Origin of the sequence: Neisseria sp. KEM232, from assembly GCF_002237445.1 — a bacterium.
GTDB lineage: Bacteria > Pseudomonadota > Gammaproteobacteria > Burkholderiales > Neisseriaceae > Neisseria.
Window position 1 is genome coordinate 2,281,857 of sequence record NZ_CP022527.1, and the last position, 25,318, is coordinate 2,307,174.

At 59.2% G+C, this 25,318-nt stretch carries 23 protein-coding genes and 2 pseudogenes; 9 read left to right on the forward strand and 16 right to left on the reverse strand.

The features are described 5' to 3' along the window. Nucleotides 1-29 precede the first annotated feature (29 nt). The 5 genes and pseudogenes from CGZ77_RS11390 to CGZ77_RS12705 all read left to right on the forward strand — a co-directional run bounded on the left by CGZ77_RS11390 (nt 30) and on the right by CGZ77_RS12705 (nt 3,481). Nucleotides 30-698 carry an NAD(P)H-binding protein gene (locus tag CGZ77_RS11390; RefSeq protein WP_009425223.1) on the forward strand — a complete coding sequence of 223 codons (669 nt, stop codon included), beginning with the start codon at nt 30-32 and terminating at the stop codon, nt 696-698. 359 nt (nt 699-1,057) lie between these two features. Continuing rightward, nucleotides 1,058-1,651: pseudogene (locus tag CGZ77_RS11395) on the forward strand (ABC transporter substrate-binding protein); the annotation flags it as partial. Between the two features lie 95 nt (nt 1,652-1,746). Continuing rightward, nucleotides 1,747-2,856 (forward strand): TonB-dependent siderophore receptor, encoded by a 1,110-nt coding sequence (locus CGZ77_RS12695; protein ID WP_009425226.1) that lies wholly within the window; start codon nt 1,747-1,749, stop codon nt 2,854-2,856. Between the two features lie 6 nt (nt 2,857-2,862). After that, nucleotides 2,863-3,204 (forward strand): annotated as a pseudogene (locus CGZ77_RS12700) (TonB-dependent receptor domain-containing protein); the annotation flags it as partial. Between the two features lie 7 nt (nt 3,205-3,211). Then, entirely contained in the window at nt 3,212-3,481 is a 270-nt protein-coding gene (locus tag CGZ77_RS12705; RefSeq protein WP_009425227.1) for a TonB-dependent receptor, read from the forward strand. Here CGZ77_RS12705 and CGZ77_RS12710 read toward each other — a convergent pair. The 16 genes from CGZ77_RS12710 to tsaE all read right to left on the reverse strand — a co-directional run bounded on the left by CGZ77_RS12710 (nt 3,464) and on the right by tsaE (nt 19,456). After that, nucleotides 3,464-3,793, reverse strand: a complete 330-nt coding sequence (locus CGZ77_RS12710; protein ID WP_009425228.1) for a hypothetical protein — start codon at nt 3,791-3,793, stop codon at nt 3,464-3,466. The genes CGZ77_RS12705 and CGZ77_RS12710 overlap by 18 nt on opposite strands. A gap of 99 nt (nt 3,794-3,892) precedes the next feature. Then, nucleotides 3,893-7,102, reverse strand: a complete 3,210-nt coding sequence (gene carB, locus CGZ77_RS11410) for a carbamoyl-phosphate synthase large subunit (RefSeq protein WP_009425229.1) — start codon at nt 7,100-7,102, stop codon at nt 3,893-3,895. A gap of 15 nt (nt 7,103-7,117) precedes the next feature. Further along, complete coding sequence (locus CGZ77_RS11415) at nt 7,118-7,918, reverse strand: toll/interleukin-1 receptor domain-containing protein (RefSeq protein ID WP_009425230.1); 801 nt, start codon at nt 7,916-7,918, stop codon at nt 7,118-7,120. Between the two features lie 247 nt (nt 7,919-8,165). Continuing rightward, nucleotides 8,166-8,564, reverse strand: a complete 399-nt coding sequence (locus CGZ77_RS11420) for a type II toxin-antitoxin system VapC family toxin (RefSeq protein WP_009425232.1) — start codon at nt 8,562-8,564, stop codon at nt 8,166-8,168. Then, complete coding sequence (gene vapB / locus CGZ77_RS11425; protein ID WP_051040403.1) at nt 8,565-8,798, reverse strand: type II toxin-antitoxin system VapB family antitoxin; 234 nt, start codon at nt 8,796-8,798, stop codon at nt 8,565-8,567. An 86-nt stretch (nt 8,799-8,884) separates the two neighbouring features. Further along, entirely contained in the window at nt 8,885-9,385 is a 501-nt protein-coding gene (locus CGZ77_RS11430; RefSeq protein ID WP_009425234.1) for a CAP domain-containing protein, read from the reverse strand. Between the two features lie 207 nt (nt 9,386-9,592). Beyond that, a complete protein-coding gene (locus CGZ77_RS11435) occupies nt 9,593-11,191 on the reverse strand; it encodes an L-lactate permease (RefSeq protein ID WP_009425235.1) in 1,599 nt (532 codons plus the stop codon). A 687-nt stretch (nt 11,192-11,878) separates the two neighbouring features. Next, on the reverse strand, nt 11,879-13,324 hold the full coding sequence (locus CGZ77_RS11440) for a LutB/LldF family L-lactate oxidation iron-sulfur protein (RefSeq protein WP_009425239.1): 1,446 nt from the start codon (nt 13,322-13,324) through the stop codon (nt 11,879-11,881). Continuing rightward, nucleotides 13,321-14,022 (reverse strand): lactate utilization protein C, encoded by a 702-nt coding sequence (locus tag CGZ77_RS11445; protein WP_009425240.1) that lies wholly within the window; start codon nt 14,020-14,022, stop codon nt 13,321-13,323. The genes CGZ77_RS11440 and CGZ77_RS11445 overlap by 4 nt, the downstream gene beginning before the upstream one ends. Beyond that, nucleotides 14,019-14,789: a (Fe-S)-binding protein gene (locus tag CGZ77_RS11450; protein ID WP_009425241.1), complete on the reverse strand. Its 771-nt coding sequence runs from the start codon at nt 14,787-14,789 to the stop codon at nt 14,019-14,021. Before CGZ77_RS11450 ends, CGZ77_RS11445 begins: the two co-directional genes overlap by 4 nt. Nucleotides 14,790-15,058: 269 nt before the next feature. Continuing rightward, the gene (locus tag CGZ77_RS11455; protein WP_009425243.1) at nt 15,059-15,493 is read right to left on the reverse strand and encodes a YiiD C-terminal domain-containing protein; all 435 of its coding nucleotides are present in this window, start codon (nt 15,491-15,493) and stop codon (nt 15,059-15,061) included. A gap of 162 nt (nt 15,494-15,655) precedes the next feature. Next, a complete protein-coding gene (locus CGZ77_RS12195; protein WP_009425244.1) occupies nt 15,656-15,829 on the reverse strand; it encodes a hypothetical protein in 174 nt (57 codons plus the stop codon). Next, nucleotides 15,826-16,311, reverse strand: a complete 486-nt coding sequence (locus CGZ77_RS11460; RefSeq protein ID WP_009425245.1) for a hypothetical protein — start codon at nt 16,309-16,311, stop codon at nt 15,826-15,828. The genes CGZ77_RS12195 and CGZ77_RS11460 overlap by 4 nt, the downstream gene beginning before the upstream one ends. 61 nt (nt 16,312-16,372) lie before the next feature. Continuing rightward, nucleotides 16,373-17,464 carry a leucine-rich repeat domain-containing protein gene (locus CGZ77_RS11465; protein ID WP_036495520.1) on the reverse strand — a complete coding sequence of 364 codons (1,092 nt, stop codon included), beginning with the start codon at nt 17,462-17,464 and terminating at the stop codon, nt 16,373-16,375. 238 nt (nt 17,465-17,702) lie between these two features. Next, nucleotides 17,703-18,989: an N-acetylmuramoyl-L-alanine amidase gene (locus tag CGZ77_RS11470; RefSeq protein WP_094031188.1), complete on the reverse strand. Its 1,287-nt coding sequence runs from the start codon at nt 18,987-18,989 to the stop codon at nt 17,703-17,705. Further along, nucleotides 18,959-19,456, reverse strand: coding sequence for a tRNA (adenosine(37)-N6)-threonylcarbamoyltransferase complex ATPase subunit type 1 TsaE (gene tsaE, locus CGZ77_RS11475; RefSeq protein ID WP_009425248.1), 498 nt, complete (start codon nt 19,454-19,456; stop codon nt 18,959-18,961). The genes CGZ77_RS11470 and tsaE overlap by 31 nt, the downstream gene beginning before the upstream one ends. A 177-nt stretch (nt 19,457-19,633) precedes the next feature. On the opposite strand from tsaE, the gene dinB reads away from it, so the two are divergent. The 4 genes from dinB to ribBA all read left to right on the forward strand — a co-directional run bounded on the left by dinB (nt 19,634) and on the right by ribBA (nt 25,150). After that, on the forward strand, nt 19,634-20,716 hold the full coding sequence (dinB, locus tag CGZ77_RS11480) for a DNA polymerase IV (protein ID WP_009425250.1): 1,083 nt from the start codon (nt 19,634-19,636) through the stop codon (nt 20,714-20,716). A 231-nt stretch (nt 20,717-20,947) separates the two neighbouring features. Beyond that, a complete protein-coding gene (gene mnmA / locus CGZ77_RS11485) occupies nt 20,948-22,048 on the forward strand; it encodes a tRNA 2-thiouridine(34) synthase MnmA (RefSeq protein WP_094031189.1) in 1,101 nt (366 codons plus the stop codon). 204 nt (nt 22,049-22,252) lie between these two features. Beyond that, complete coding sequence (locus CGZ77_RS11490; RefSeq protein ID WP_094031190.1) at nt 22,253-23,920, forward strand: AMP-binding protein; 1,668 nt, start codon at nt 22,253-22,255, stop codon at nt 23,918-23,920. A 135-nt stretch (nt 23,921-24,055) separates the two neighbouring features. Further along, nucleotides 24,056-25,150 (forward strand): bifunctional 3,4-dihydroxy-2-butanone-4-phosphate synthase/GTP cyclohydrolase II, encoded by a 1,095-nt coding sequence (gene ribBA / locus CGZ77_RS11495; RefSeq protein WP_009425253.1) that lies wholly within the window; start codon nt 24,056-24,058, stop codon nt 25,148-25,150. The last annotated feature ends 168 nt before the right edge of the window (nt 25,151-25,318 follow it).

Sequence of the window (25,318 nt, forward strand, 5' to 3'; positions counted from 1 at the left end):
CAACCCGCCCACACCATAAGGAAACCCGCATGACCCTCACAGCCGCCATCATCGGCGCCACCGGCGCCACCGGCCGCGAACTCACCGCCCTCCTGCTCGACGATCCGCGTTTTGGCGAAGTGCACATCTTCGTGCGCCGCGAACCCCGAATCAGCCACGACAAACTGCGCGTGCACATCATCGACTTCGCCCGCTCCGCCGACTGGGCAGCGCAAGTGCGCGGCGACATTCTCTTTTCCTGCCTCGGCACAACGCTGAAAGACGCGGGCAGCCAAGAGGCGCAGCGCCAAATCGACTATCAGGCCGTTATCGACACCGCCCGCGCCGCCCGCGCCAACGGCGTGCCGACCTTTGCCCTGCTCTCCGCCGCGGGCGCCGACCCGCAGTCGCGCATCTTTTATTCGCGTCTCAAAGGCGAACTCGAACGCGACAGCGCCACGCTCGCTTTCCCGCAACTGCTCGTCTTCCGATCGCCCCTGCTGCTGCGCCCCGACAGCAAGCGCCCCGCCGAAGTGTGGAGCGCACGCCTGCTTAGCGCCCTCAACGCCATCGGCATCCTGAAAAGCCAGCAGTCCCTGCCCGTCGCCGACCTTGCCCGTGCCATGGCCGACGCCGCCGCCCAGGCGCACACGCAGGCAGAGCGCAGCGAAACCGTTTTTCCACCCGCCGACATCCGCCGCCTGCTCGGACAAGGCTGAGGCCGTCTGAAAACCCAAAGGCCGTCTGAAACCCGATTCGGGGTTTTCAGACGGCCTCTTGTTTGTCTGCCCTTACCTGTCTCCCGCCTCAAACAGGAAAACGCCGTCCCGATTTGCGGGGCAACGGCACAGAGACCGTCTGAAAACAGAGTTGCAAACGAAGCGGCAAATTTCTTCCGTTAATCAAGAAAGGCCGTCTGAAAACCCGAATCGGATTTTCAGACGGCCTCTCGTTTTGCCAAACCTGCCCATTCGGGAATTTCCACCTGCGCCATCGGGAATCACGCCGCCAGCCGGCTGGGCGGGGCAGGGGGTTTCGGTTTTAAATCGCGCTTCCCGCAACAGCAAGGAGTGCCGCGATGAAGCGTTTTTTCCCGACCGCCTGCGCCCTGGCGCTGGCCGCCTGTCTGCCCGCCGAGCAGGCGCAGGATGTTCCGCCTGCCGCAGCAAATGCCGCATCCGCCGCCGCAAGCGCGGACACGCTCGCCGTGCCAACCGTGCGCGACGAAATTGTCGTGCCCAGGCAGCCTGAAAGAGTGGCGGTGTACGACTGGGCGGCTTTGGATGCCTTGAACCAATTGGGCGTGAACGTGGACGCGACCACCGCGCCGATGCAGATTGATTACCTGTAACCCGTGTTTGCCCGCGCGATAACCGTAGGCACGGTGTTCGAACCCGATTACGAAGCGCTAAACGCCTACCGCCCGCAGCTCGTCATCACCGGCGGGCCGAGCGCAGAAGCCTATCCCAAGCTCGCCGGCATTGCGCCGACCGTCGATCTGACGGTGGACAACGCCAATATCCGCGAAAGCGGCGGGCAGCAGATGGACGCGCTGGCGCGGATTTTCGGCCGCGAAGCCCAAGCGGCCAAGCTCAAAGCCGAAATCGACGCGCTGTTTGCCCAAACCCGCACCGCCGCCAAAGGCCAAGGGCGCTGCCTGGTGCTTTCCATACCCTGCTGGCCGCCGCGCTGCTGCCGTTTTACGCGCAGGCCGATACCGTTGCGCCGGGCGATAGCGCCGAGCTGGAAACCGTTACCGTAACCGCCGTGCGCGGCGGCGCGGTGTCGGCTTCGCCGCTGGGTCTGCCGATGACGCTGCGCGAGCTGCCGCAGAGCACCAGTATCATTGGACAACGTCAGATGCGCGAGCAGAACATCCGCACGCTTGACGATGCGCTGGTACAGGCCAACGGCGTAAGCCGCCAGATTTACGGCTCCAACCGCGCGGGCTACAACTATCTGTTTGCACGCGGCAGCCGCATCACCAATTTCAGCATCGACGGCCTGAACGCGGGCGACTCGCTGCAAGACGCGGGCAATGCCGCCACCGCCGCCTACGAGCGCGTGGAAGTGGTGCGCGGCGCCAACGGCCTGCTTTACGGCGCGGGCGAGCCGTCGGCTTCGGTGAACTTGGTACGCAAACGGCCGACGCGCACGCCGCAGGCGCAAATCGCGCTCCATGCTGGCAGCTACCGCCAAAACGGCGCGTCGGCCGACGTTTCAGGCAGCCTGAACGATGCCGGCACGCTGCGCGGCCGCGCCGTGGCCGATTTCCACCACGGCCGCACGTGGCGTGAGCGCGAAAAAAGCCGCGATTTCTCGCTCTATGGCATCGCCGAATACGACGTAACGCCCGCTACCCGCCTGCATGCGGGCGCGCATTACCAGCAGGCCAGAGAAACCGCCGCCTCTTCGCACAGCACCGTTACCTATGACAACGCAGGTTATGCCACCCCGCTGGGCGTGCATTACAACCCGTCGGCAGACTGGGCATACAGCCGCACGCGCACACTGAACCTGTTTGCGGGCGTACAGCATCAGTTCCGAAACGGCGTGCAGGGCAAAGTGGAATACAGCTACACAAAACGCGATTGGGATCATCCCTACGGCGTGGCGGGCATACTCGGCATCAACCACAACACCGGTGCCGCCGACATGATTACCGGCTACTGGCGCGACCGCCCGCACACCCACAGCCTTAACGCATCGCTCAACGGCAGCTACCGCCTGTTCGGCCGCGAACACGACTGGACGGCGGGCATCGGCGGCAGCCGCAGCAAAAGCAGCCGCCACGGCGCGCGCAATATCGCATTCAATGCCGTTGCCAATCTTGATGATTTCTCGCGCAGCGGCAGCTATCCCGAGCCTGCGTCCTAGTCCTATATGCAGCAGATACACGGCGAAAGCGACAAACGCCAAAGCGGCGGCTACCTCGCCACCCGTATCAGAGCAACAGACAAACTCTCGCTTATCGCCGGCGCGCGCTACAGCCGCTACCGTGCAGGCAGCTACAACACCCGCAGCCAAAGCATCGAACACGTATCCGGCGGCCGTCTCACCCCCTACACCGGCATCGTTTACGACTTCCATCCCAACTTCAGCGCCTACGCCTCCTACAGTAGCCTGTTCGTGCCGCAAACCCAGAAAGACCGAGACGGCGGCTACCTCAAACCCCTTACCGGCAGCCATCTCGAAGCCGGCATCAAAGCCAGCTGGCTGCAAGGCCGTCTGAATGCCTCCGCCGCCCTCTACCGCGCCCGCAAAAACCACCTGGCCGTTAGCCGCAGGCCGCGACGCCAACGGCGACACCTACTACCAAGCCGCCGATCAAGCCGCCCACCACGGCTGGGAAGCCGAAATCAGCGGCCGCCTCACCGAAAGCTGGCAATTACAGGCAGGCTACAGCCAAAGCCGCACCCGCGACCGGCAAGGCAAACGGCTCAACAGCGACAGCATCCCCGAGCGCAGCTTCAAACTCTACCTCCTACACCACGCAGCCTGAAAACCCGCGCGGCTGGACAATCGGCGGCGGCCTGCGCTGGCAGAGCGAAACCCATGCCGACCCCGACACCATCCGCATGGACGACCCCGCCGCCAAAGCGCGCTCCGCCGCCAAAAAGCCTACGCCGTAGCCGACCTGTTCGCCCGCTACCGCATCAGCCCGCAGGCCGAAGCCGTCAACGCACATTTCCAGCGCCAAATGCCGCTGCCGCCCGCCCGAGCGCAGACGGCGGCCGTCTTCGCCCAGCTGCCAGCCCGAGCCGGCGGCTTGGAAGTAGTTGCGGTATTGGTGGTAAAGGGTGTCGGTGTTCATAAAACGCTCCTGCGGATGAGATTTTTCCGACCTGTGATTAAGGCCGTCTGAAATCAATAAACCAGATTTCAGACGGCCTTTTAAGCCTTTTCAGGCTGCCTATTTCTTCAGCCGCCGATGCAGCTCCTGCACGCTGTACACACCCAGGTGGTCGCGGCTTTTGGCGCCTTCGCTCATGGCTTCGCCGCCGGCGACGGTGGTGTATTGCGGCACGCGCTGGGTGAGGGCGCTGCGTCGGATGCTGTGGCTGTCGGCGATTTCCTGCGGGTTGCTGGCGGTGGTGTTCACCACTAGGGCAATTTCGCCGTTTTTAATCGCATCGACAATGTGCGGGCGGCCTTCGGGCACTTTGTTGACGGTTTGCACCACCACGCCGTGCTCGGTGAGATACGCCGCCGTGCCGCGTGTGGCGCAGACGCCGTAGCCTAAGGTTTGGAAGTTTTTGGCCGTCTGAACAATCAGCGGCTTGTCTTCTTCGCGCACGGAAAGGAAGATTTTGCCGGTGGCGGGCATACGCTCGCCCGCGCCGAGCTGGGCTTTGAGATAGGCTTCGGAGAAGGTTTCGCCCACGCCCATCACTTCGCCGGTGGAGCGCATTTCGGGGCCGAGAATGGTGTCCACACCGGGGAATTTGATGAAGGGGAACACGGCTTCTTTAACGGCGTAGAAATCGGGGATGATTTCGTGTTCTACGCCTTGCTCTTTCAGGGCGATGCCTGCCATGCAGCGCGCGCCGACTTTGGCGAGCGGCACGCCGGTGGCTTTGGAGACGAAGGGCACGGTACGGCTGGCGCGCGGGTTCACTTCCAACACGAACACCACGCCGTCTTGCACGGCAAACTGTACGTTCATCAGGCCGACCACGCCCAGCGCGTATGCCATGGCTTTGGTTTGGCGGCGGATTTCGTCTTGGATTTCTTCGCTGAGCGAGTAGGGCGGCAGCGAGCAGCCGGAGTCGCCGGAGTGGATGCCTGCCTGTTCGACGTGCTGCATGATGCCGCCGATAACGACGTCTTTGCCGTCTGAAACGCAGTCCACATCGACTTCAATCGCGTTGTTCAGGAAGAAATCGAGCAACACGGGGCTGTCTTCGGATACTTGCACAGCTTCGCGCATGTATTTTTGCAGCTCTTCGGCGGAGTGGACGACCTGCATGGCACGGCCGCCGAGGACGTAAGACGGGCGCACGACCAGCGGATAGCCGATTTCTTCGGCTTTGACGAGCGCTTCTTCTTCGTTGTGGGCGATGCGGTTGGGTGGTTGGCGCAAGCCTAAGTCGTTCAACACTTTTTGGAAGCGTTCGCGGTCTTCGGCGGCGTCGATGCTGTCGGCGGACGTGCCGATGATGTTTACGCCGTTTTCAACCAGCGCGTTGGCGAGTTTCAGCGGGGTTTGACCGCCGTAATGCACAATCACGCCCCACGGATTTTCGGTGCGGACGATTTCCAGCACGTCTTCCAGCGTCAGCGGCTCGAAATACAGGCGGTCGCTGGTGTCGAAGTCGGTGGACACGGTTTCGGGGTTGCAGTTGACCATGATGGTTTCAAAGCCCGATTCGCGCAGGGCGAGCGCGGCGTGAACGCAGCAGTAGTCAAACTCGATGCCCTGACCGATGCGGTTCGGGCCGCCGCCGAGAATCATCACTTTTTTACGGTCGGAAGGACGCGCTTCGCATTCCTCTTCGTAAGTAGAGTAGAGGTAGGCGGTTTCGGTGGCGAACTCGGCGGCGCAGGTATCGACGCGCTTGTAAACGGGGTGCAGATTGAGCGCGTAGCGGTGTTCGCGCACTTCTTTTTCTTTTACGCCTAAAAGCTGCGCGATGCGTTTGTCGGAGAAGCCTTTGCGTTTCAGACGACGTAAGGCGGCGTAGTCCAAATCTTTCAGGCTGCCTGCGGCAACGGCGGCTTCTTCGCGCACCAAGTCTTCGATTTGCGCCAAGAACCAAGGGTCGATGGCGCAGATTTCGTGGATTTCTTCCAGCGTGAAGCCTGCGCGGAACGCGTCTGCCACAAACAGCATACGCTCGGGGCCTGGGTTCGCCAGTTCGCGGCGGATTTCCGCTTTGTCTTCGCTGCGCGGATTGAAGCCGCACAAACCTGTTTCCAAGCCGCGCAGGGCTTTTTGGAAGCTTTCCTGAATCGTGCGGCCCATCGCCATCACTTCGCCCACGGATTTCATCTGCGTGGTCAGACGGTCGTCTGCGGCGGGGAATTTTTCAAACGCAAAACGCGGGATTTTGGTTATCACATAGTCGATGGAAGGCTCGAACGACGCGGGCGTGCGGCCGCCGGTGATGTCGTTGCGCAACTCGTCCAGCGTAAAGCCGACCGCCAGCTTCGCCGCCACCTTCGCAATCGGGAAACCCGTCGCCTTGGAAGCCAGCGCGGACGAACGGCTCACGCGCGGGTTCATCTCAATCACAATCATCTCGCCGTTTTCAGGGTTCACCGCAAACTGCACGTTCGAGCCGCCTGTATCCACGCCGATTTCGCGCAATACCGCCAAGCTTGCGTTGCGCATGATTTGGTATTCTTTGTCCGTCAGCGTTTGCGCCGGCGCAACCGTAATCGAGTCGCCCGTATGCACGCCCATCGGGTCGAAGTTTTCAATCGAGCAAATGATGATGCAGTTGTCCGCCTTATCGCGCACCACTTCCATCTCGTACTCTTTCCAGCCGAGGACGGACTGCTCAATCAGCAGCTCATGCGTGGGCGAGGCATCGAAACCGCGTTCGCAAATCGCCAAAAACTCGTCTTTATTGTAGGCAATGCCGCCGCCCGAACCGCCCATCGTGAAAGACGGACGAATCAGCGTTGGAAAGCCGACCTGTTCCTGCGCCGCCAAGGCTTCGTTCATCGTGTGGCAGACAAAAGATTTCGGGCAGGAGAGGCCGATTTTTTCCATCGCCTCCTTAAAGCGGCCGCGGTCTTCCGCCTTGTCGATCGCGTCTTCCGTCGCGCCGATCAGCTCGACATTGTATTTTGCCAACACGCCGTTGCGCGCCAAATCCAGCGCACAGTTCAGCGCGGTCTGGCCGCCCATCGTGGGCAGAATCGCATCGGGCCGCTCCTTGGCGATAATCTTCTCCACCGTCTGCCACATAATCGGCTCGATGTAGGTAACATCCGCCATTTCAGGGTCGGTCATGATGGTGGCGGGGTTGGAATTCACCAGAATGACTTTATAGCCTTCTTCACGCAAAGCCTTACAGGCCTGTGCGCCCGAATAGTCAAATTCGCAGGCCTGACCGATAACGATAGGGCCGGCGCCGATGATAAGGATGGATTTTAGGTCGGTACGTTTAGGCATGGTGGGGTCTCTATATTAAATATTAAGTTTGCGTTTAATGGTATCCGAGATAGCTGGTAGGCAATTTCCATTGTCCCATTTCATATATTTTCGTGCTGAAATTATTTTAGGGATCAGGGTTTCATTCTCCATATCCACAATAACAATGCTGTAGTTATTAAAAATTAAATCTGTTAATGAAGATAATTCTTCTGATGCCCACTTACTTGCCAAGAAATTTTCTGTTAACACGAAAATAGCAAATTCAGCGTTTTGAATACCTTCACTTACTTTTTGATAAATATTATCCCCATAATCTATCTCATATTTATCCAACCATACTGGAAGTTGCCTACTTTGCAAATAATTAAAAATGGGTTGAACAATAGTTTTTTTATCTAGAGACGAATGACTTAAGAAAATTTTGGATTTAACGGGTTTAACAGGTTGATATTGAGGAAAATCTTGCTCCAACGTGTTTTGTTCTGCGAATAAAAAAATTGCGTTTCCGTAAGGAGTTACGGCAATATCAATATCTGTCTCATCACGAACACTTATTACATTTGCAGATTTTATTAAATCAACCGCCCTAATGTTTGGTTTAAGTGATTTGTTGGGGTAATATTTCACTAGCCATTGATCAAATTTCTCTCTAATTGTATCGGTTTCAAAATATAATCCAATATGGAATTGTAAAGAATACATATTATTATTTACAAACAACACAAAACCTGTAATTTCATCTTTTGTAAAATTGTTTAGAATATCTTTGAGAAAAGGTTTTTCTTTAGTTCTGGCTTTATAATTGCATTCAAAACAATAAAAAATATCTTCCATAACTATCTCCAGAATTTTAAAGCAAACGTAGGTTGGGTCGAGACCCCCATAAAACAGTTAAATTATCTAACCATGTTGGATTTGCAATCCAAGCTACCGTGCGGCATCTGCCAAAAGATAGTCAGAAATATCGTTTGTGCTGTATTGCCGACGCGTGTCATTGTCTTTTCAGACGGCCTTTGTGCGTTCAAACCATCCCGCACTTTGCGGCTGCCTAAAAAGTTTGTTGGGGCGATAACGCCTGCTTTCACACCCAGTTTTCCAAACGCAAACCGTCCACGCGCTCAAACTCGCGCAGGTTGTTGCTGACCAAAACCAGCCCTTCGCTGCGGGCATGGGCGGCGATATGCAGATCGTTTTCGCCAATCAGCCGCCCGGTTTTTCCCAGTTCGGCGCGGATATTGCCGAAGTGGGCGGCGGCTTTGATGCCGTAGGGCAGCACTTGCAGGCGGGATAAAAAATCTTCGGCGGCTTGCAGGTTGCGTTCGGGAAACGCGCTTTTTTCCGCGCCGTAGTACAGCTCGGCGGCGGTAATGCTGCTGACACACAAACGCGCGGCATGGCGGTTGAAGGTTTCCAAAACTTCAAGCGGACGGCGCTTCATCACATAAATCACGATATTGGTGTCGAGCATATATTTGAGCATTTACAGCTGCTCCCGTTCGGGCTGCACGGCGGTTTCCCGCACGGCCATAAAATCTTCGCTGACGCCGCTGCCTGCGGCAAAAAAGCTGTCCCAAACCTGCGCGGCGGGGCTGATGATGCGCTCGTTGCCGACCACGCGCACATCAACAGTCTTCACATTGCCGCCAAACTGCGCCTGCTCGGGCAGCCTGACGCTTTGGCCGTCGGCGGCGAATGACAAACTGACTCGTGTCATGGTGCTCTCCTTAATGTTGGTGCGGATTCGGGAATCCGGTTTGTCGGCCAAAGGCCGTCTGAAAACCGCCAATCCTCCCCCTTTTTTCACTTCCCCGCCAACGATCCGAAATTCTGCACCCAATAGACGCCGTATTGGGAATGCCGGTTGGCGGCGTAGGCCATGCCGACTTCGGTGTAGGCGGTGTCCATGATGTTTTTGCAGTGGCCGGGGGCGGCCAGCCAGGTGTCGATGGCGGCGCGGGCGGTGGGTTCGCCGGCGAGGATGTTTTCGCCGACGGCGCGGTAGCGGTAGCCTGCTTGTTCGACGCGCCCGGCCATGTCGCGGCCGTCGGGGCTTTCGTGGCGGAAGTAGTTTTTGTCGGCCATGTCCTGCGCGTGGGCGGCGGCGGCTTTCTCAAGCAAGGGATTCCATTTCAGCGGCGGCGCGGCGGGGTGGTAGGTTTTGCCGCAGGTTCTGCCGAGGGTACGGGCTTGGCTGATTAAGTCGGCCATTTGCTGCGCGGTGGCCGGTTCGGCGGCGGGCGGCGCGGCGCAGGCAGCCGCCGACAATGCGGCGGCCAAGAGTGCGGTGTGGCACGTGTTCACGGTTTTCCCTTTTGTTTTATCTGCGCAACCGTCGAAAGGATTTTCAGACGGCCTCTACCCTTTGCGCTTTCTGCGGGCAAACGGGCGCGATTATACTGCAAACCGTTTGCACGGGTGCGGGTTTTGCCGCTCGGCTGCGGCAATAAAGAGGCCGTCTGAAACGCCTTGGCGGGGTTTCAGACGGCCTCTTGCGCGGCTCACAGGTTCTTACAGAGGCAGCAGCGGCATAACAATCACGGCCATCACGGCGGCGATGATGCCGTAGATGAACATGGGCACGACGGTTTTTTTGATGATCGCGCCTTCGGCGTTGTTGACGTTCAACACGGAGCAGACGGCGATGATGTTGTTGATGCAGACCATATTGCCCATTGCGCCGCCGACGGATTGCAGGGCGAGGATGAGGGTGACGGAGAGGCCGGTATCGACGGCAATCTGCTGCTGGATGGCGCCGAAGGTGAGGTTGGACACGGTGTTCGAGCCCGAGAAGAAGGCTCCGATGGCACCGAGGTAGGAGGAGAAATAAACCCAGTGCTGCCCGGCCATGCCGGCGAATTCTTTGCCGATGGTTTTCACCATGGAGTTGTCGCCGCCCACCATCATGAGTTTGACCATGATGAGGGCGCCCATCAGGGCGAGCAGGGGTTTTTTGGTTTGGTTGAAGGTGGCGACGTAGAAGCTCCAGGCGTCTTTGAATTTGGTTTTGTAGAGCAGGATGCAGATCCAAACGGTAATGACGAAGGGTATCCACGCGGGCACGTAGAGGGTTTGGTATTTTTCCGTTACGCCCGTGCCGAAGATGTTGCCGAAGACAAAGGTCAGCGATTGGGTGACGGTAATGTCGGACAGGCCGAAGGGCAGGGAGAAGGAAAACCAGGGTTCGGTGCTAGTCATCAGGCCTTTGAGGCCGATTTGTTTGATGCGGGTGACGACGAGCATGCCGATCAGCATGCCCAGCGGGGCAAGGGCTTTGGCGACCTGGCCTGCGGACACTTTTTCCGCGTTCGGGTCTTTGGCGTGTTCTTTGCTCAAGCCCCAGCCGTGGTTGGCGGCGAACACGGAAACCAAGAGGCCGATGGCGCCGGCGACAAGCGAGGGAAACTCTTCGTTCACCTGCGCCAAAATGACGTAGGGGATGGTGCAGGAAAGGATGGCGATGTAGATGAAGCCGAGGTTTTTGCGGATTTCCTGCCATGACACGATAAAGCTGAGGCCGATCAGCGGGATGATGAAACCGGCAACGAAGTGGATGATGCCGGTTTGGCGGCCGATGGCGAGGATGTCTTCATGCGGCAGGTCGAGCTGGCCGAAGCCGAACCATGTGGGCGTGCCGACCGCGCCGAAGGACACGGGCACGGAGTTCATCACCAGCGTGAAGATGGCGACGCGCAGCGGATTGAAGCCGAGGCTCATCAGAATCGGGGCGGCGATGGCGGCGGGCGTGCCGAAGCCCGATGCGCCTTCAATCATAAAGGCAAACGACCAGCCGATAATCATCAGCTGGGCGACGGGGTTGGGGCTGATGGTGGCCAGCCATTTGCGGATGACGTCGATGCAGCCGGTGGTTTCCATCATGCGGTTGAACATAATCGCGCCGAAAATCACGGTAATCGGCGTCAGCGTAGCGACAAGGCCGGCGGCCACGTTGGCGTTGAGCAGGACGAACGGGTTGTCGAAATAACTGATTTGCAAAACGTAAATCAGCAGCGCAGTGGCCGGCAGGGCGATATACGAAGGAACGCTGTTTTTCTTCACCATCAGCCAGATAAGCAGCACGATGGGGAAAATGCTTAAAAATAAAGCCATTTTTCAATCCTTTGCGGACGGGTTGTTGTGAAGGGTATGCTCGTGCATACGGTTTTTTTGCCGGCGCTCTGTCGCACGGCTTTTTTCAGACGGCCTCACGGTATCGCTGGGGCGTGTTGGCACTCAGCTTGCGAGGCGGTTTTTTGAGGAAAAATCCACGTTTGCAAGAAAAAAAGCACAGCAAGATTGGACATCTTGCGGGCATTTTTGACGCAGCAGGCGTGGATTTTTACCAAAAATACCGCCGCAAGGCTGAATATCAACACGCCCAGAGCCGTCTGAAAAATCGGAGTCGGCCGCCTGTGTGTTTCAGACGGCCTTCGATATGGTTTCTGCATCAGGGGGCAAACCCGCCCTGCCCTGCGCCTGTTTTGAGGCCGTCTGAAAGCGGGGCTTCGGCGAAGTCAAAACACGGCGACCGTGTTTGGCGGCCGACGGTTTCGCCGCAGCGGGTTTGAACGTTCGCCGCAACTCTGCTTTCAGACGGTCTCGCGGCAGGAAAACACGCGGCAGGCCGCCCATGTTCACTTCGTTGAAGCTGCATTTTCAGACGGCCTTGATGCTGCGGCGGGAAGTTTTCTGTCTGCCTCCCGCCCGCAGGCGTTTTCCAAACAGGCCGTCTGAAAGCGGGGTTTTACGCCTGTGGCGGCAAAACGGGCTTTCAGACGGCCGCAAAGGCAGGCGGCGCTATTTGCGCTTTTCCCTTTCCTTCATCAGCTCGTGCAGCGTTTTGGCGGCGGGCTTCATCGGCTTGCGGTGATCCGTCCAGCCCAGCTGCGAGGGCGGCGTGAGGGCGCGGAAGGTGGTGGCCGCCCAACCGAAGGCGCGGTAGGCTTTTTTGCCGCTGAAAATGCCGTTGTAGGTGCGCCAGGCCAGCGTTTCGCCCAAGGTGTGCGACGCGCCCTGCCCGCGGATCGGGTGCGGCACTTTTTCGTCGCGCGGGCGCTGCGCCTCTTCGCGCAGGCGGCGCATCTGCGCGGTGATGGGAATGCGCACGGGGCAGACTTCGTCGCAGGCGCCGCACATGGTGCAGGCGGTGGGCAGATCGCGCGTGGCATCGAGGCCGAGCAGGTGCGGCGAGACGATTTCGCCGATGGGGCCGGGATAGGTCGTGCCGTAGGCCGCGCCGCCGATGCGGGTGTAGACGGGGCAGTGGTTCATGCACGCGCCGCAGCGGATGCATTGCAGGGTGCGGCGCATCTGTTCTTCGGCATAGGCCTGGCTGCGGCCGTTGTCCAAAAGGACGAGGTGCATTTCCTGCGGGCCGTCGAGTTCTTCGCCGCGGCGCGGGCCGGTAATCATATTGAAATAGGTGGTTATCGGCTGGCCGATGGCGCTGCGCGGCAGCAGGCTGTACAGCGGCGGGATGTCCGACAGTTTGGCCACGACTTTTTCAATGCCGGTGATGGCGATGTGCACGGGCGGCACGGTGGTGGAAAGGCGGCCGTTGCCTTCGTTTTCCACCAGACAGAGCGTGCCGGTTTCGGCAACGGCGAAGTTCACACCGGAGAGGCCGACGTCGGCCGTGCGGTAGACGTCGCGCAGCGCCTGACGGGCGATGCCGGTGAGCTCGTCCACATCGTCGGTGAGCGGCGTGCCGAGGTTTTTGTGGAACAGCTCGCTCACCTGCTCTTTGGTTTTGTGGATGGCGGGCATCACGATGTGGGTAGGCTTTTCGCCTGCCATCTGCACAATAAATTCGCCCAAATCGCTTTCCACGGCCTTCACGCCCTGCTCTTCCAAATAATGGTTCAGCTCGATTTCCTCGCTGACCATCGATTTGCCTTTCACCATCAGCTTGCCGTTTTTGGCGGTAATGATGTTGTGGATGATTTGACAGGCTTCGGCCGGGGTTTCCGCCCAATGCACTTTCACACCCAAGCGGGTCAGGTTGGCTTCAAGCTGTTCGAGCAGCTCGGGCAGACGGGCGAGCGAGCGCTGGCGGATGTGTTCGCACAGGGTACGCAAGAGTTGCAGCTCTTCTTCGTCGGACAACACGCTTTTGCGGCGGGTCATCAGCATATCCATGGCCGTGCGCAGGCTTTTGCGCAGCGGCTTGTCGGCCAGCGCCTCGCGGGCGTTTTGCTTGAAGGTTTCGGGTTTCGGGTGGAAATGTACAGTTTGCGTGCTCATGCGGCGTCCTCCAAGTCGGCGGGGGCGATGTGCTCGGGCAGGACGGCCAGCACCACCAAATCGCGCGGGCCGTGTGCGCCGTAGGCCAGCGTGAGCTGGATGTCGGCGGTTTTCGACGGGCCGGACACCAGCACCACGTTGGTGGGCATCCCGGCGGCCATGTTTTCGCCGTGCATGGCGTGGTGAAAGGTGTCGTACATTTTCGCCGTGTCAAACAGGCAGAAATGCACGGGCGGCACCAGGCTCTGGCTGCGCGGCTCTTGCGGCGTCGGCCACAGCATCAGCGTGCCGGTGTGGGCGATGCCGCAGCGGGCGGAGGTGAAGCCCGCGTCGATATCCGCAAAATACTCGTCTTTCCAATCTTCTATCGGCTTGTCGAAGCCTTTGGTTTCTATGTTTGAGGCCGTCTGAAAAACCCGGGCGGCAGCGCGGCCGTGTTCGGTTTGCAGCGGCAGCAGGATGTTTTTCAGCCCTTTGCCTTCGGCCGCTTCGAGCATGACCTGCGGCCAGTTGTCGCGCGTCACCCAATAAATTTCCGTTTTCACCGCCCGCATGGCCTTCGCCCAATGTTTCAGGCGTTCGGTTTCGCTGTCCCATACGGGCGACATTTCACGGTAAAACTCTTCGACGCGCGGCTCCATCATCGGATAGGCGTCGGCCTTTTTCAGTTTGGCCAAAATGTTTTCGCGCGCGCTCATGCCTTGCCTCCCGTGCGTTCCAGAAGGAAGGTGGCGATGTGCTTGGGACGCGGCATCTGCGGCTCGTCTTTGGCGATTTTGCCGCCGATGTTCATCATGCAGCCGGCGTCGGCGCTGACGATTTCCACCGCTTCCGTGGCTTTGAGCGAAGCCACTTTGTCGGCCACCATCGCGCCCGAAATGTCGGGCTGCTTCACGGAAAACGTGCCGCCGAAACCGCAGCATTCGCTTTCGTGGTCATGCACCACGCGTTCGACGTTTTTCAGGCTGTCCACCAGCTTCCAGCCCGTGAGGTGCACGCCCATTTCGCGCCGCGCGCCGCAGGAAGTGTGCACCGCCACCCTGATGCTGTCGCCCTTGTCTTCAGGCGCATAGCCGATGTCGAGCAGGAAATGCGTAAATTCCACCACCCTGTCCGCCACCTCGCAGGCTTTTTCCTCATGGGCGCTGCCGGCAAAAAGCTGCGGCCAGTGGTGTTTCATCATGCCGCCGCACGAGCCCGAGGGCACGACAATCGGCCAGTTTTCGGGAAACAGATCAAGCTGGGCGGCGGCGATGTCGGACGCTTCCTGCGGATGGCCGGAAGTGTAGGCCGGCTGGCCGCAGCAGCTCTGTCCCATCGGAAAATGCACGCGGATGCCCTGCTGCTCGATCAGCGTCACGGCATCCAAACCCGCTTCGGGCATGAAAATGTCGAGCAGGCAGGTGCCGAAAAAATACACATCGGCGGGTTTGCCGCCGATGTCGGATTCGGAGTTTGTGTTCATAAATTGGCTTTTGGTTTGTGTTTTGCTTGTTTTTTATGCAAACCGTGCTAACGGTTGCGGGGCGGCACTTTAAGTAATCTGATGTAAGCGGTCAAGGAAAAAATGACAAACACACCTGTTTAACCGCATCAAAAATAAGGTTTTTCCCATACGGAAAGTAAAATTGGCGACAATCTGTCCGAACAGCGGCTGCGGCGGCAAAAAACGGCGTTTTCCCCGCCGCACAGCAGGAAAACGCCGCCTGCAAGAACAAAACAAACGCGCCTGCCCTACCCTGCCAGCGCAACATACCTGCCCGTCAGCCGTGCCACGGGGAGGCTGTCTGAAAAGCCCTCCACCGCCAAATCGATTTTGCCCTTGCCGCGCTGCGCCAGCATTTCGCGGCAGCGCGTCCACCCGGCGGCGGGACTTTTGGCAGACAGCAGCAAATCGCCGTGCGCGGGGGCGGTGTAACGGATTTCGCTGCTTTGTATCACGATGTTGCCCGCCGCTTCGGGGCAGTTCAGGTGCACCAGCGCCCAGCCGCACACGGTCGCGCCCAGCGCGCTGCTGCCACCGAACACGGTGTTTTTGTGGTTGCGGTTGGGTGCGTGCGGCATCAAGAGTTCCACGCCGTCTGTGCCGCAGGAAAGCACGCGGATGTGCAGCGCGGCGGTGGCGGGGATGCAGCGGTGTAGGAAGTCTTGCAGTTCTTGCGCGGTCATGGTTCGGTCTCCTTGGTTGGCTTGGATAAAAGGCCGTCTGAAAAAACGGGCTCGCCGCTTTCAGACGGCCTTAAGATTGACACGGGAGGCCGTCTGAAAAGGTTTCGGCTTCGCTTGTTTTAACCTCGTTGCAGCTGCGCTTTCAGACGGCCTTTCCGTTGCTCACGTCCATTCCTGCATTATCAGCGCGGTGCGGCTTGCGGGTTCGTAGAACAGAATCAGCCAGTTCGCGCCGTTGCAGCCGTAGTGGTAGGCGGGGACGGCAGCGGCCTGGAAGAAGGGTTTGCCGTCGCGGCTGATGCGGATGTTGCCATTGGGGTCGCTGTCGTCGGTCACGGTTTGTCAAAATCCAGCGCGTAGGCGGCAGGAGCGGTTAAGCCGTCCGTCCAGTTGCCGTACCAGCAGGCGCCGCCGAGTTGTTCGATAAAGCTGTGAGTGCCGCTGTAATTGGGCGGTTTGTGCAGGCTTGCAAAAGCGTGCGCGGTTTGCAGGTTTTTCAGATGCGGAAAACGTGCGATGTCGATTTCCCTGTCCGGAAGCCAGCGCAGGCTGTGCAGGTTTTCCAGCGCGTAAACGGGCGACAGGTCGGTTTGCGGGTGCAGGCGGCAGCACAGTTCCAATTCGCGTATCTGCGCAAAGCGCGCCAGAGAAGACAGGTCTAAGCGGTAGGCTTTGCCGTCTTCGGCGGCAATACCGAGTTTTTGCTGCTTGGGATGGCAGCGGATAAAGGTTTCAACCGCTGCGGGCAGTTGGGCGGCGTTTAAGGTCAGCACGCCGTCGGCACGCTTGAACAGTCCGTTGGGGTCGAATAAAGCCATTTTGTTTTCCTGTTGTGTTCAAGGCAGCCATTGGCTTTCAGACGGCCTTTATCGCGCCGCATCAGTCTTCAAACGCAAACTCCCCGCAGTAATACAGCCGCCCGCCCTTATCCTTGCCGTATTGCGCCGTCAGCGCCGCCAAGGCTTCGCGGGTGCGTTTTTGTTCGCAGAAAATATCGGCGCGTTGCAGGGTGGGGTTTTGCAGCGAGGGGGTGTAGATTTGGATGTCGGGCGGGGTGAAGTTGTTGTTTTCAATCAGAAGCTGGCGCAGCGCGGGCGCGTGTTGCAGCCCGCGAAAATCGGTGATGTTTTTGCAGGCGACGATGTCTATGCGGCGCAGTTTGGCGGCGCGGGAAAAATCGGGCAGCGCACTGATGCCGTTCATGGTTTCGATAAACAGGTATTGCAGGTTCGGCAGCGCGGCGATGGGGCTCAGGCTGCTGATTTTGGGCGTGCGCCACAGTTGCACATAGCGCAGGCGGGGCAGACGGGCGAGCGCGTCAAGATTGCCGACGCCGCACAGTTGCAGGGTGAGGCTTTGCAGTTTTTCGGATTGGGCAAGGAAATCCAGATTGCTGATTTTGTTGGAAATGCTGCGAAGATGCAGGGTTTCCAGCCCGGGCAGTCGGGGAATCAGCTCGGGCAGGCCTTTTTCGCAGTTGCCGATGCTGAGGAATTTGAGTTTTTGCAATCGGGCAACGGGGGCAAGGTTGAATTTGGCTTTGTGATAGTCGCACCGCAGCAGGAGTTTTTCCAAATCGGGGCTGACGTGCTGCAAGAAATCCAAGTTGTCCAAGCCGTCGGCCGTGAGCACGAGGCTTTTGAGCTTGGGCAGGCGGGCGAGTGCTTCAAGGTGGGTGGCGGGGTGTTCGTTGTCGTTTTCCACCCAAAGGTTTTGCAAATCGGGCAGATGGCGCAACAGGGTAAGGTTGGGCTTTTTTTGCCAATACAGGCGCAGGGCAATATGGGGGTGTTTGGCGAAAATCCGCTCGTTGAGTTTTTTCAGGTTATCCGCGCCGATTTTGGCAAGGCTGCGCGCGGTCTGCACATAGGCGCATTCGGCAAGCTGCGTTTCCCATTCGGCAAATTCTTGTTCGCTGAATTCGGCATCGCTCAAATCAATGGATTCTTGGTAAGTGATGTATGAGCCCATTGGTTCTCCTTAATGGAAATTGAAAATAAAAGGCTGTCTTGGTACCCGCAGCCGCGTCGGCCGTATTTGTCGTAGCCAATCAGGATAGCGGGCTGCCGGGTTTTCGTCCAACGGGTGTCGGTTTTGACGTGTTTGGCGCGTACCGGTTTGCAGAGGCCGTCTGAAAGGCGTGTCCGCTATGGAACAGGCTTTTCAGACGGCCTTTTGTCTGTTTTCAGACGGCCTTTTTTCAGACGGCCTATCTGCGGGCGAGGATGGCGACGGAGAGGTAGGCTTTCACGCCTGCGGTGATGGCGTCGGCGCATTGGTGGCGGAAGGTCATGCCGCTGAGTTTGCGCTCTTCTTCGGGGTTGGAGAGGAAGGCGGTTTCGACGAGGATGGAGGGGATGTCAGGTGCGCGCAAAACGGCGAAGTTGGCCTGGTCGAGACTGCCTTTGTGCAGCTTGTTGTATTTGCCCAGTTCGACGAGGACGCGTTTGCCAAGGATTTCGCTGTCTTTGTTGGTAACGGTCTGGGTCATGTCGAGGATGGCGCTGTCGACGTCTTTGTTGCCGACGGTGCGCACGCCGCCGATGGCGTCGGCGTTGTTTTGCGTTTGGGCGAGGAATTTGGCGGCCGCGCTGCTGGCGCCGCGGGTGCTGAGGGTGTACACGCCGGTGCCGCGCGCGCTGGGGCTGGTGAAGGCGTCGGCGTGGATGGAGATGAAGAGGTCGGCACGCAGTTTGCGCGCTTTGGCCACGCGCACGCCCAGCGGGATGAAGACGTCTTCGTTGCGCGTCATGTGGACTTTGTAGCCGAGGCTTTCCATGCGTTTTTTGGTTTCGCGGGCGATGGAGAGGACGACGTCTTTTTCGCGCAGGCCGCTTTTGCCGATGGCGCCCGGGTCTTCGCCGCCGTGGCCAGGGTCGAGCACGATAACGGGCTGGCGGCTGTGCCTGCGGTCGGGCGCGGCCGGCGGGGTGTTGTCGGCGCGGGCGGGCGGTTCGGGCGGTTTTTTGACGGGCGGGGTGTCGGCTCCCGTGCCCCTGCTGCTGATTTTGCCGTTGGAGTAGTCTTCGAGCAGCGCCATCAGGGGGTCGTTGGCGTCCTGCGCGTGCATGGGGTAGAGGTCGGCGACAAGGCGGTGTTTGAAGTTGGCGACGGGCGCGAGGGTGAAGAGCTGCGGGTTGACGTCGGTTTTCAGGTCGATAACGATGCGCACGGTGTCGGCGGTGTTTTGGCCGACGCGGATGGTGCCGATGTAGGGGTCGCTGCGCTGGACTTTGCTGTTGATTTCCTGCAAAACGGAATTGAGCTGCACGCCTTTGAGATCGAGCACGAGGCGGCGCGGATTGTCGAGGGTGAAGTAGTTGTATTGCAGCTTTTCGGTGGATTCCAGCGTGATGCGGCTGTAGGCGCTGGCCGGCCAGATGCGCACGGCGACAAACTGCGGCACGCCTTTGGCAAAGGCGGCGGGGGTGACGGTAAACAGCAGGCCGGCGGCGGCGCTGCGGATTATTTGGCGGCGGGTAAATTTCTTATCCATGCTTCTAAACTTTTTCTGCCGTGGGTGGTGTGGGAATACAGGCGGGCGTTGCGCCCGCCGTCGGCGTGTCCGAGTGCGAGGGTGATGTCGGGCGGCGGCGTGTATGCGCCGCCCTTATCCGGCCATTCGATGAGGCAGATTGCGCCGTCGGATGCCAAATCGTCCAAGCCCGCGTCTTCCCATTCTTCGGGCGAAGAGAAGCGGTAGAGGTCGAAATGGTGGAGGGGAAACTGCGGCAGCGGATAGGATTCGGCGATGGCGTAGGTCGGACTTTTCACCGCGCCGGCAAAACCTAGCGCGCGCAACAGGCTGCGTGCAAACGAGGTTTTGCCCGCACCCAATCCGCCTTCGAGCCACAGCACCAAAGGCGGGCTGAGGCCGTCTGAAAATACGGCGGCCAGCGCCTGCGCCAAAGCGGCGGTGGCGGACTCGTCGGGCAGGAAAACCGTGTGGGAAACAGCGTTCATGGGCGGGAAGCGGCGAAAAAGCGCGAATTATGCGGCAAACCATGCCTTTTGCAAACCTTGCGCGTCCGAACGCGGTATTTGCCGCGCAAACGGCAGCAGGCGCACCTTTCAGACGGCCGGATACGGGCATAAAATACGCTCCCTTCCCTGTTTCCCCGACCAATCACCCCCCCCGCCATGCAGCCGCGAAAAATCATCCACATCGACATGGACGCCTTCTACGCCTCGGTAGAGCTGCGCGAGCGTCCCGAACTGCGCGGCCTGCCCGTCGTCGTGGCCTGGGAGGGCGCGCGCTCCGTCGTCTGCGCCGCCTCCTACGAAGCGCGCAAATACGGCCTGCACTCTGCCATGCCCGCCGTCACCGCCCGCCGCCTCTGCCCGCAGGCCGTGTTCGTTGCGCCGCGTTTCCCCCTCTACCGCCAAGTCTCGCAGCAGATACACGGCATTTTCAGACGGCATACCGACCTTATCGAACCCCTCTCCCTCGACGAAGCCTATCTCGACGTCACCCGCAACAAACAAAACCTGCCCTACGCCGGTGACATCGCCCGCCTCATCCGCGCCGATATCCGCAGCGAAACCGGCCTCACCGCCTCCGCCGGCATCGCCGCCAACAAATTCCTCGCCAAAATCGCCTCCGACTGGAACAAGCCCGACGGCCAGTTTTCCCTGCCGCCGCAAAAAAGCGAAGCCTTTCTCGCCACCCTGCCCCTGGGCAAAATCCCCGGCGTCGGCAAAGTCACCCTGCAAAAAATGCACCGCCTCGGCCTCTCCACCGCAGGCGATCTGCGCCGTTTCAGCCGCGGCGAGCTGGCCAACCTGTTCGGCAAATGGGGCTACCGCCTCTACGACCTTGCGCGCGGCACCGACAACCGTCCCGTCAAACCCGACCGCGAACGCCTGCAAATCTCCACCGAAACCACCCTTGCCCGAGACCTGCCGCTTTCCGCCGCCCTGCTCTGCCTGCCGCAGCTGGCAGAAGAACTGTGGGCGCAGGCCGAACGCAAAAAATGCCGCGCCCGCAGCGTCACCCTCAAACTGAAAACCGCCTCCTTCCGCATCCTCACCCGCTCCCTCACCTACTCCGCCGCTCTGCCCGATTCTGCCGCCCTCCTCGCCGCCGCGCACACCCTGTCCGCACGCATGCCCGACCCGCCCGAAGGCTGCCGCCTCATCGGCCTCGGCCTCTCGCATCTCGAACAGGAAAACCGCCAGCCCGATTTGTGGGAAAACGGCGGAGAAGACGAAGAGGCCGTCTGAAAGCTCAGCATGGGCAAAATGCCGTCCGCCATTCATTGCCGTCCATTAAAGAAAGAAGGCCGTCTGAAAGCCGTTTCCGCTTCGTTGAAGCTGCGCTTTCAGACGGCCTTTCATGCTTTCAGACGGCCTCCAAGCATCCCGAGCAAGTGCTCCAATCAAGCTATACAAAGGCCGTCTGAAAACGTACAATCCGCCGCCTTTACGCGCCAACGTTCAGCAAAACAAGATTTTATGACACAGCACAGCAGCCAAAACATCGTCGTCGGCCTCTCCGGCGGCGTCGATTCCTCCGTAACCGCCGCCCTGCTCAAACAGCAGGGGCATCAGGTGCGCGGCGTGTTTATGCAAAACTGGGAAGACGACGACAACGACGAATATTGCAGCATCAAACAAGATTCTTTCGACGCCATCGCCGTGGCCGACATACTCGGTATCGACATCGACATCGTCAATTTCGCCGCGCAATACAAAGACAAAGTGTTCGCCTACTTTTTGCAGGAATACGGCGCGGGCCGCACGCCTAATCCCGACGTATTGTGTAATGCCGAAATCAAGTTCAAATGTTTTCTCGATTACGCGATAGAGCAGGGCGCGGACGTGATTGCCACCGGCCATTACGCGCGTAAAGAAGTGCGCGGCGGCGTGCATCATCTGCTCAAAGGTCTCGATGCCAACAAAGACCAAAGCTATTTTCTCTACCGCCTGCGTCCGCACCAGCTCGAACGCGCCGTTTTCCCGCTCGGCGGCTTGGAAAAGCCCGAAGTGCGCCGCCTCGCCGCCGAATACGCGCTGCCCACCGCCGCCAAAAAAGACAGTACCGGCATCTGCTTTATCGGCGAGCGGCCGTTCCGCGAATTTCTGCAACAATACCTGCCCACGCACAACGGCGCGATGGTTACGCCCGAGGGCAAAACCGTCGGCGAACATGTGGGGCTGACCTTTTACACCCTCGGCCAGCGCAAAGGCTTGGGCATCGGCGGCGCGGGCGAGCCGTGGTTTGTGGTCGGCAAAAACCTGCCGCGCAACGAGCTGATCGTGGTGCAGGGGCACGACCATCCGCTGCTTTATACAAACAGCCTCGTGATGAACGATTTGAGTTTCACGCTGCCCGAACGCCCCGCGCCCGGCCGCTACACCTGCAAAACCCGTTACCGCATGGCCGATGCCGCCTGCGAATTGCGCTATTTGGACGATGACACCGCCGAACTGATATTCGACGAAGCACAATGGGCGGTTACGCCCGGCCAATCCGCCGTACTTTACGACGGCGATGTCTGCCTCGGCGGCGGCGTGATTGTGTCCACCGACAAGCCCGTGATTGTGGCCGCGTAGGCATTTCAGACGGCCTCACTTGAAGACATTAAGAGCGTGTTGGCCATCAGTTTTTACAAGGCAAGAGGCCGTCTGAAAAACCAAGTTCCCCAAGCAACGTCATTCCCGCGCGGGCGGGAATGACGGTCTTAGGACATAACCTGATAATTCAAAGGCCGTCTGAAACGGGTTTTCAGACGGCCTCCAACCAAGAAAGACATACATATGGAAAAACTCTGGCTGAGCAGCTACGAAAAAGGCGTCAATGCCGAAATCGACATCACGCGCTACCAATCGATTACCGACGTTTTCAACCAAAGCGCGGAAAAATTCGCCAACCGACCCGCCTTCCAAAACATGGGCAAAACGCTCACCTACGCCGAAACCGCCAAGCTGATTACCGATTTCGCCTCCTATCTGCAAAACGTATTGAAACTGCCGCGCGGCGAACGCGTCGCCATCATGATGCCCAACCTGCTGCAATACCCGGTTGCCCTGTTTGGCGCCTTGCAGGCCGGTATGGTGGTGGTCAACACCAATCCGCTTTACACACCGCGCGAACTCGAACACCAGCTCAAAGACAGCGGCGCCAGCGTGATTGTCGTGTTGGAAAACTTCGCCGACACGCTCGCATCGGTTTTGCCGAAAACCCAAATCAAACACGTCATCGTTGCCAGTGTCGGCGACCTGCTCGGCGCCATCAAAGGCCGTCTGATTAATTTCGTGCTGCGGCACATTAAAAAAATGGTGCCCGAATACCGCATTGACGGTGCTGTCGGCTTTCAGACGGCCTTAAAACAGGGCGCGGCGCAGCCGTTTCAAAAAACCGACATCAAACGCGAAGACACCGCCTTTCTGCAATACACCGGCGGCACCACCGGCGTGGCCAAAGGCGCGGTGTTAAGCCACGGCAACATCTGCGCCAATATGATGCAGGCGGCCGAATGGATTAAAAACCAACTGCGCCAAGGCGAAGAAACCGTTATCGCCGCCCTGCCGCTCTACCATATTTTCGCGCTCACGGTGAACCTGATGATTTTCACCAACGCCGGTTCGCGTATCATCCTGATTACCAACCCGCGCGACATGAAACGCTTTATCGGCGACATGAAAAAAGAACGCATCAGCGTCTTTATCGGCGTCAACACCCTGTTTAACGGCCTTACCAACCAGGCCGAATTTGCCGAAGTTGATTTTTCCAACCTGCGCCTCACCCTCGGCGGCGGCATGGCCACGCAAAAAGCCGTGGCCGAAAAATGGAAAAAAATCACCGGCACGCCCATCGTCGAAGCCTACGGCCTCACCGAAGCCAGCCCCGGCGTGTGCTGCAACCCCCTAAATATCGAAGCATACAGCGGCGGCATCGGCCTGCCCGTCCCCTCCACCGAAATCGAATTGCGCGATGCCGAGGGCAAAGAAGTCGGCGTGGGACAGCCGGGCGAAATGTGGATACGCGGCCCGCAGGTGATGCAGGGCTATTGGAACCGCCCCGAAGAAACCGCCAAAGCCATTGATGAGCGCGGCTTTCTCGAAACCGGCGACATCGCCGTAATGGACGAAAAAGGCTGGTTCAAACTGGTCGACCGCAAAAAAGACCTCATCGTCGTCTCCGGCTTCAACGTTTACCCCAACGAAATCGAAGAAGTCATCGCCCACCACGACAAAGTGATGGAAGTCGCCTGCATCGGCGTGCCCAACGACAAAACCGGCGAAGCCCTCAAAGTGTTCGTCGTAAAAAAAGACCCCAGCCTCACCAAAGAAGAACTCACCGCCTTCTGCCGCACCGAGCTAACCGGCTACAAAGTGCCCAAAGACATCGAATTCCGCGACGAGCTGCCCAAATCCAACGTCGGCAAAATCCTGCGCCGCGAGCTGAAAGAAACGCAGAAATAAAAACGCAAAAACAGCATAAGGCCGTCTGAAAACACTTTCAGACGGCCTCCCTTTTACCGCCAAACGCATGATTTGCCTTTCCCCCGCCCCGCGCATACAATCCGCCGCTTTTGCACCCACACAAGAAAGAACGCCATGACCGCCGTTTCCCCCATTCCCGAAATCCTCGCCGACATCCAGGCCGGCAAAATGGTCATCATCACCGACGCCGAAGACCGCGAAAACGAAGGCGACCTCGTCATGGCCGCCCAATTCGTCACCCCCGAAGCCGTCAACTTCATGATCAAACACGCACGCGGCCTCGTCTGCCTGCCCATGGCCGACCGCCTCGTCGACCGCCTCAACCTGCCGCAGATGACGCAGAAAAACGGCGCGCAATACGGCACCAACTTCACCGTTTCCATCGAAGCGGCCGAAGGCATCTCCACCGGCATCTCCGCCGCCGACCGCGCCCACACCATCCGCACCGCCGTATCCCCCGAAGTAGCGCCCCCCGACATCGTCCAGCCCGGCCACATCTTCCCCCTGCGCGCGCAAAAAGGCGGCGTGCTCGTGCGCGCCGGCCACACCGAAGCCGCCGTCGACCTCGCGCAAATGTGCGGCCTCATCCCTGCCGGCGTCATCTGCGAAATCCTCAACGACGACGGCACCATGGCGCGCATGCCCGAGTTGAAAACATTCGCCGCCGAACACAACATCAAAATCGGCACCATCGCCGACCTCATCGAATACCGCAGCCGCACCGAAAGCCTGCTCGAAGACATGGGCGACAACGAAATACACACCCCCTGGGGCGCGTTCCGCCAGCACGTTTACGTCGACAAACTCACCGGTGAAACCCACCTCGCCCTCGTCAAAGGCGAAATCTCCCCCGAACGCGAAACCCTCGTGCGCGTGCACGAACCCTTCGGCGCCATGGACTTCCTGCACACCGACCCCGGCCACTCCTGGCCGCTGCCCGCCGCACTCGAGCGCCTGCAACAGGCTGACAGCGGTGTCGCCATCCTCCTGCACCGTACCGAAGACGGCGCCGCCCTGCTCGAACGCACCCTGCCGAAAACCGACCGCCAAATCAAAAAATGGGATAGGAAAACCTACGGCATCGGCGCGCAAATCCTCGCCGCCCTCGGCGTAAAAAAAATGCGCGTCATGGGCAAACCCTCGTCGATGAACAGCCTCAACGGCTTCGGCCTGGAAGTCGAAGGTTTCGAAGAGGCAGACAAAGCCTGATCCAGCCGCCCTCTGCCGCAGACAAAAGGCCGTCTGAACACCCGCTTGGGGTTTTCAGACGGCCTTTCTGCTTTCTGTTTGCCCGACACACTTTCAGACGGCCTCTAAGGCCGTCTGAAACCTATCGGACAGAAGAGTTCCTTCTCCTGCCCTGCGGGGAGAGAGCTA

Excerpts from the sequence above, each read along its gene's own strand:
- CGZ77_RS11390 (WP_009425223.1), top strand. The coding sequence starts at position 30 with ATGACCCTCACAGCCGCCATCATCGGCGCCACCGGCGCCACCGGCCGC.
- CGZ77_RS12705 (WP_009425227.1), top strand. The coding sequence starts at position 3,212 with ATGCCTCCGCCGCCCTCTACCGCGCCCGCAAAAACCACCTGGCCGTTA.
- CGZ77_RS12710 (WP_009425228.1), bottom strand. The coding sequence starts at position 3,793 with ATGAACACCGACACCCTTTACCACCAATACCGCAACTACTTCCAAGCC.
- carB (WP_009425229.1), bottom strand. The coding sequence starts at position 7,102 with ATGCCTAAACGTACCGACCTAAAATCCATCCTTATCATCGGCGCCGGC.
- CGZ77_RS11415 (WP_009425230.1), bottom strand. The coding sequence starts at position 7,918 with ATGGAAGATATTTTTTATTGTTTTGAATGCAATTATAAAGCCAGAACT.
- CGZ77_RS11420 (WP_009425232.1), bottom strand. The coding sequence starts at position 8,564 with ATGCTCAAATATATGCTCGACACCAATATCGTGATTTATGTGATGAAG.
- vapB (WP_051040403.1), bottom strand. The coding sequence starts at position 8,798 with ATGACACGAGTCAGTTTGTCATTCGCCGCCGACGGCCAAAGCGTCAGG.
- CGZ77_RS11435 (WP_009425235.1), bottom strand. The coding sequence starts at position 11,191 with ATGGCTTTATTTTTAAGCATTTTCCCCATCGTGCTGCTTATCTGGCTG.
- CGZ77_RS11440 (WP_009425239.1), bottom strand. The coding sequence starts at position 13,324 with ATGAGCACGCAAACTGTACATTTCCACCCGAAACCCGAAACCTTCAAG.
- CGZ77_RS11445 (WP_009425240.1), bottom strand. The coding sequence starts at position 14,022 with ATGAGCGCGCGCGAAAACATTTTGGCCAAACTGAAAAAGGCCGACGCC.
- CGZ77_RS11450 (WP_009425241.1), bottom strand. The coding sequence starts at position 14,789 with ATGAACACAAACTCCGAATCCGACATCGGCGGCAAACCCGCCGATGTG.
- CGZ77_RS11455 (WP_009425243.1), bottom strand. The coding sequence starts at position 15,493 with ATGACCGCGCAAGAACTGCAAGACTTCCTACACCGCTGCATCCCCGCC.
- CGZ77_RS11460 (WP_009425245.1), bottom strand. The coding sequence starts at position 16,311 with ATGGCTTTATTCGACCCCAACGGACTGTTCAAGCGTGCCGACGGCGTG.
- CGZ77_RS11465 (WP_036495520.1), bottom strand. The coding sequence starts at position 17,464 with ATGGGCTCATACATCACTTACCAAGAATCCATTGATTTGAGCGATGCC.
- CGZ77_RS11470 (WP_094031188.1), bottom strand. The coding sequence starts at position 18,989 with ATGGATAAGAAATTTACCCGCCGCCAAATAATCCGCAGCGCCGCCGCC.
- tsaE (WP_009425248.1), bottom strand. The coding sequence starts at position 19,456 with ATGAACGCTGTTTCCCACACGGTTTTCCTGCCCGACGAGTCCGCCACC.
- dinB (WP_009425250.1), top strand. The coding sequence starts at position 19,634 with ATGCAGCCGCGAAAAATCATCCACATCGACATGGACGCCTTCTACGCC.
- mnmA (WP_094031189.1), top strand. The coding sequence starts at position 20,948 with ATGACACAGCACAGCAGCCAAAACATCGTCGTCGGCCTCTCCGGCGGC.
- CGZ77_RS11490 (WP_094031190.1), top strand. The coding sequence starts at position 22,253 with ATGGAAAAACTCTGGCTGAGCAGCTACGAAAAAGGCGTCAATGCCGAA.
- ribBA (WP_009425253.1), top strand. The coding sequence starts at position 24,056 with ATGACCGCCGTTTCCCCCATTCCCGAAATCCTCGCCGACATCCAGGCC.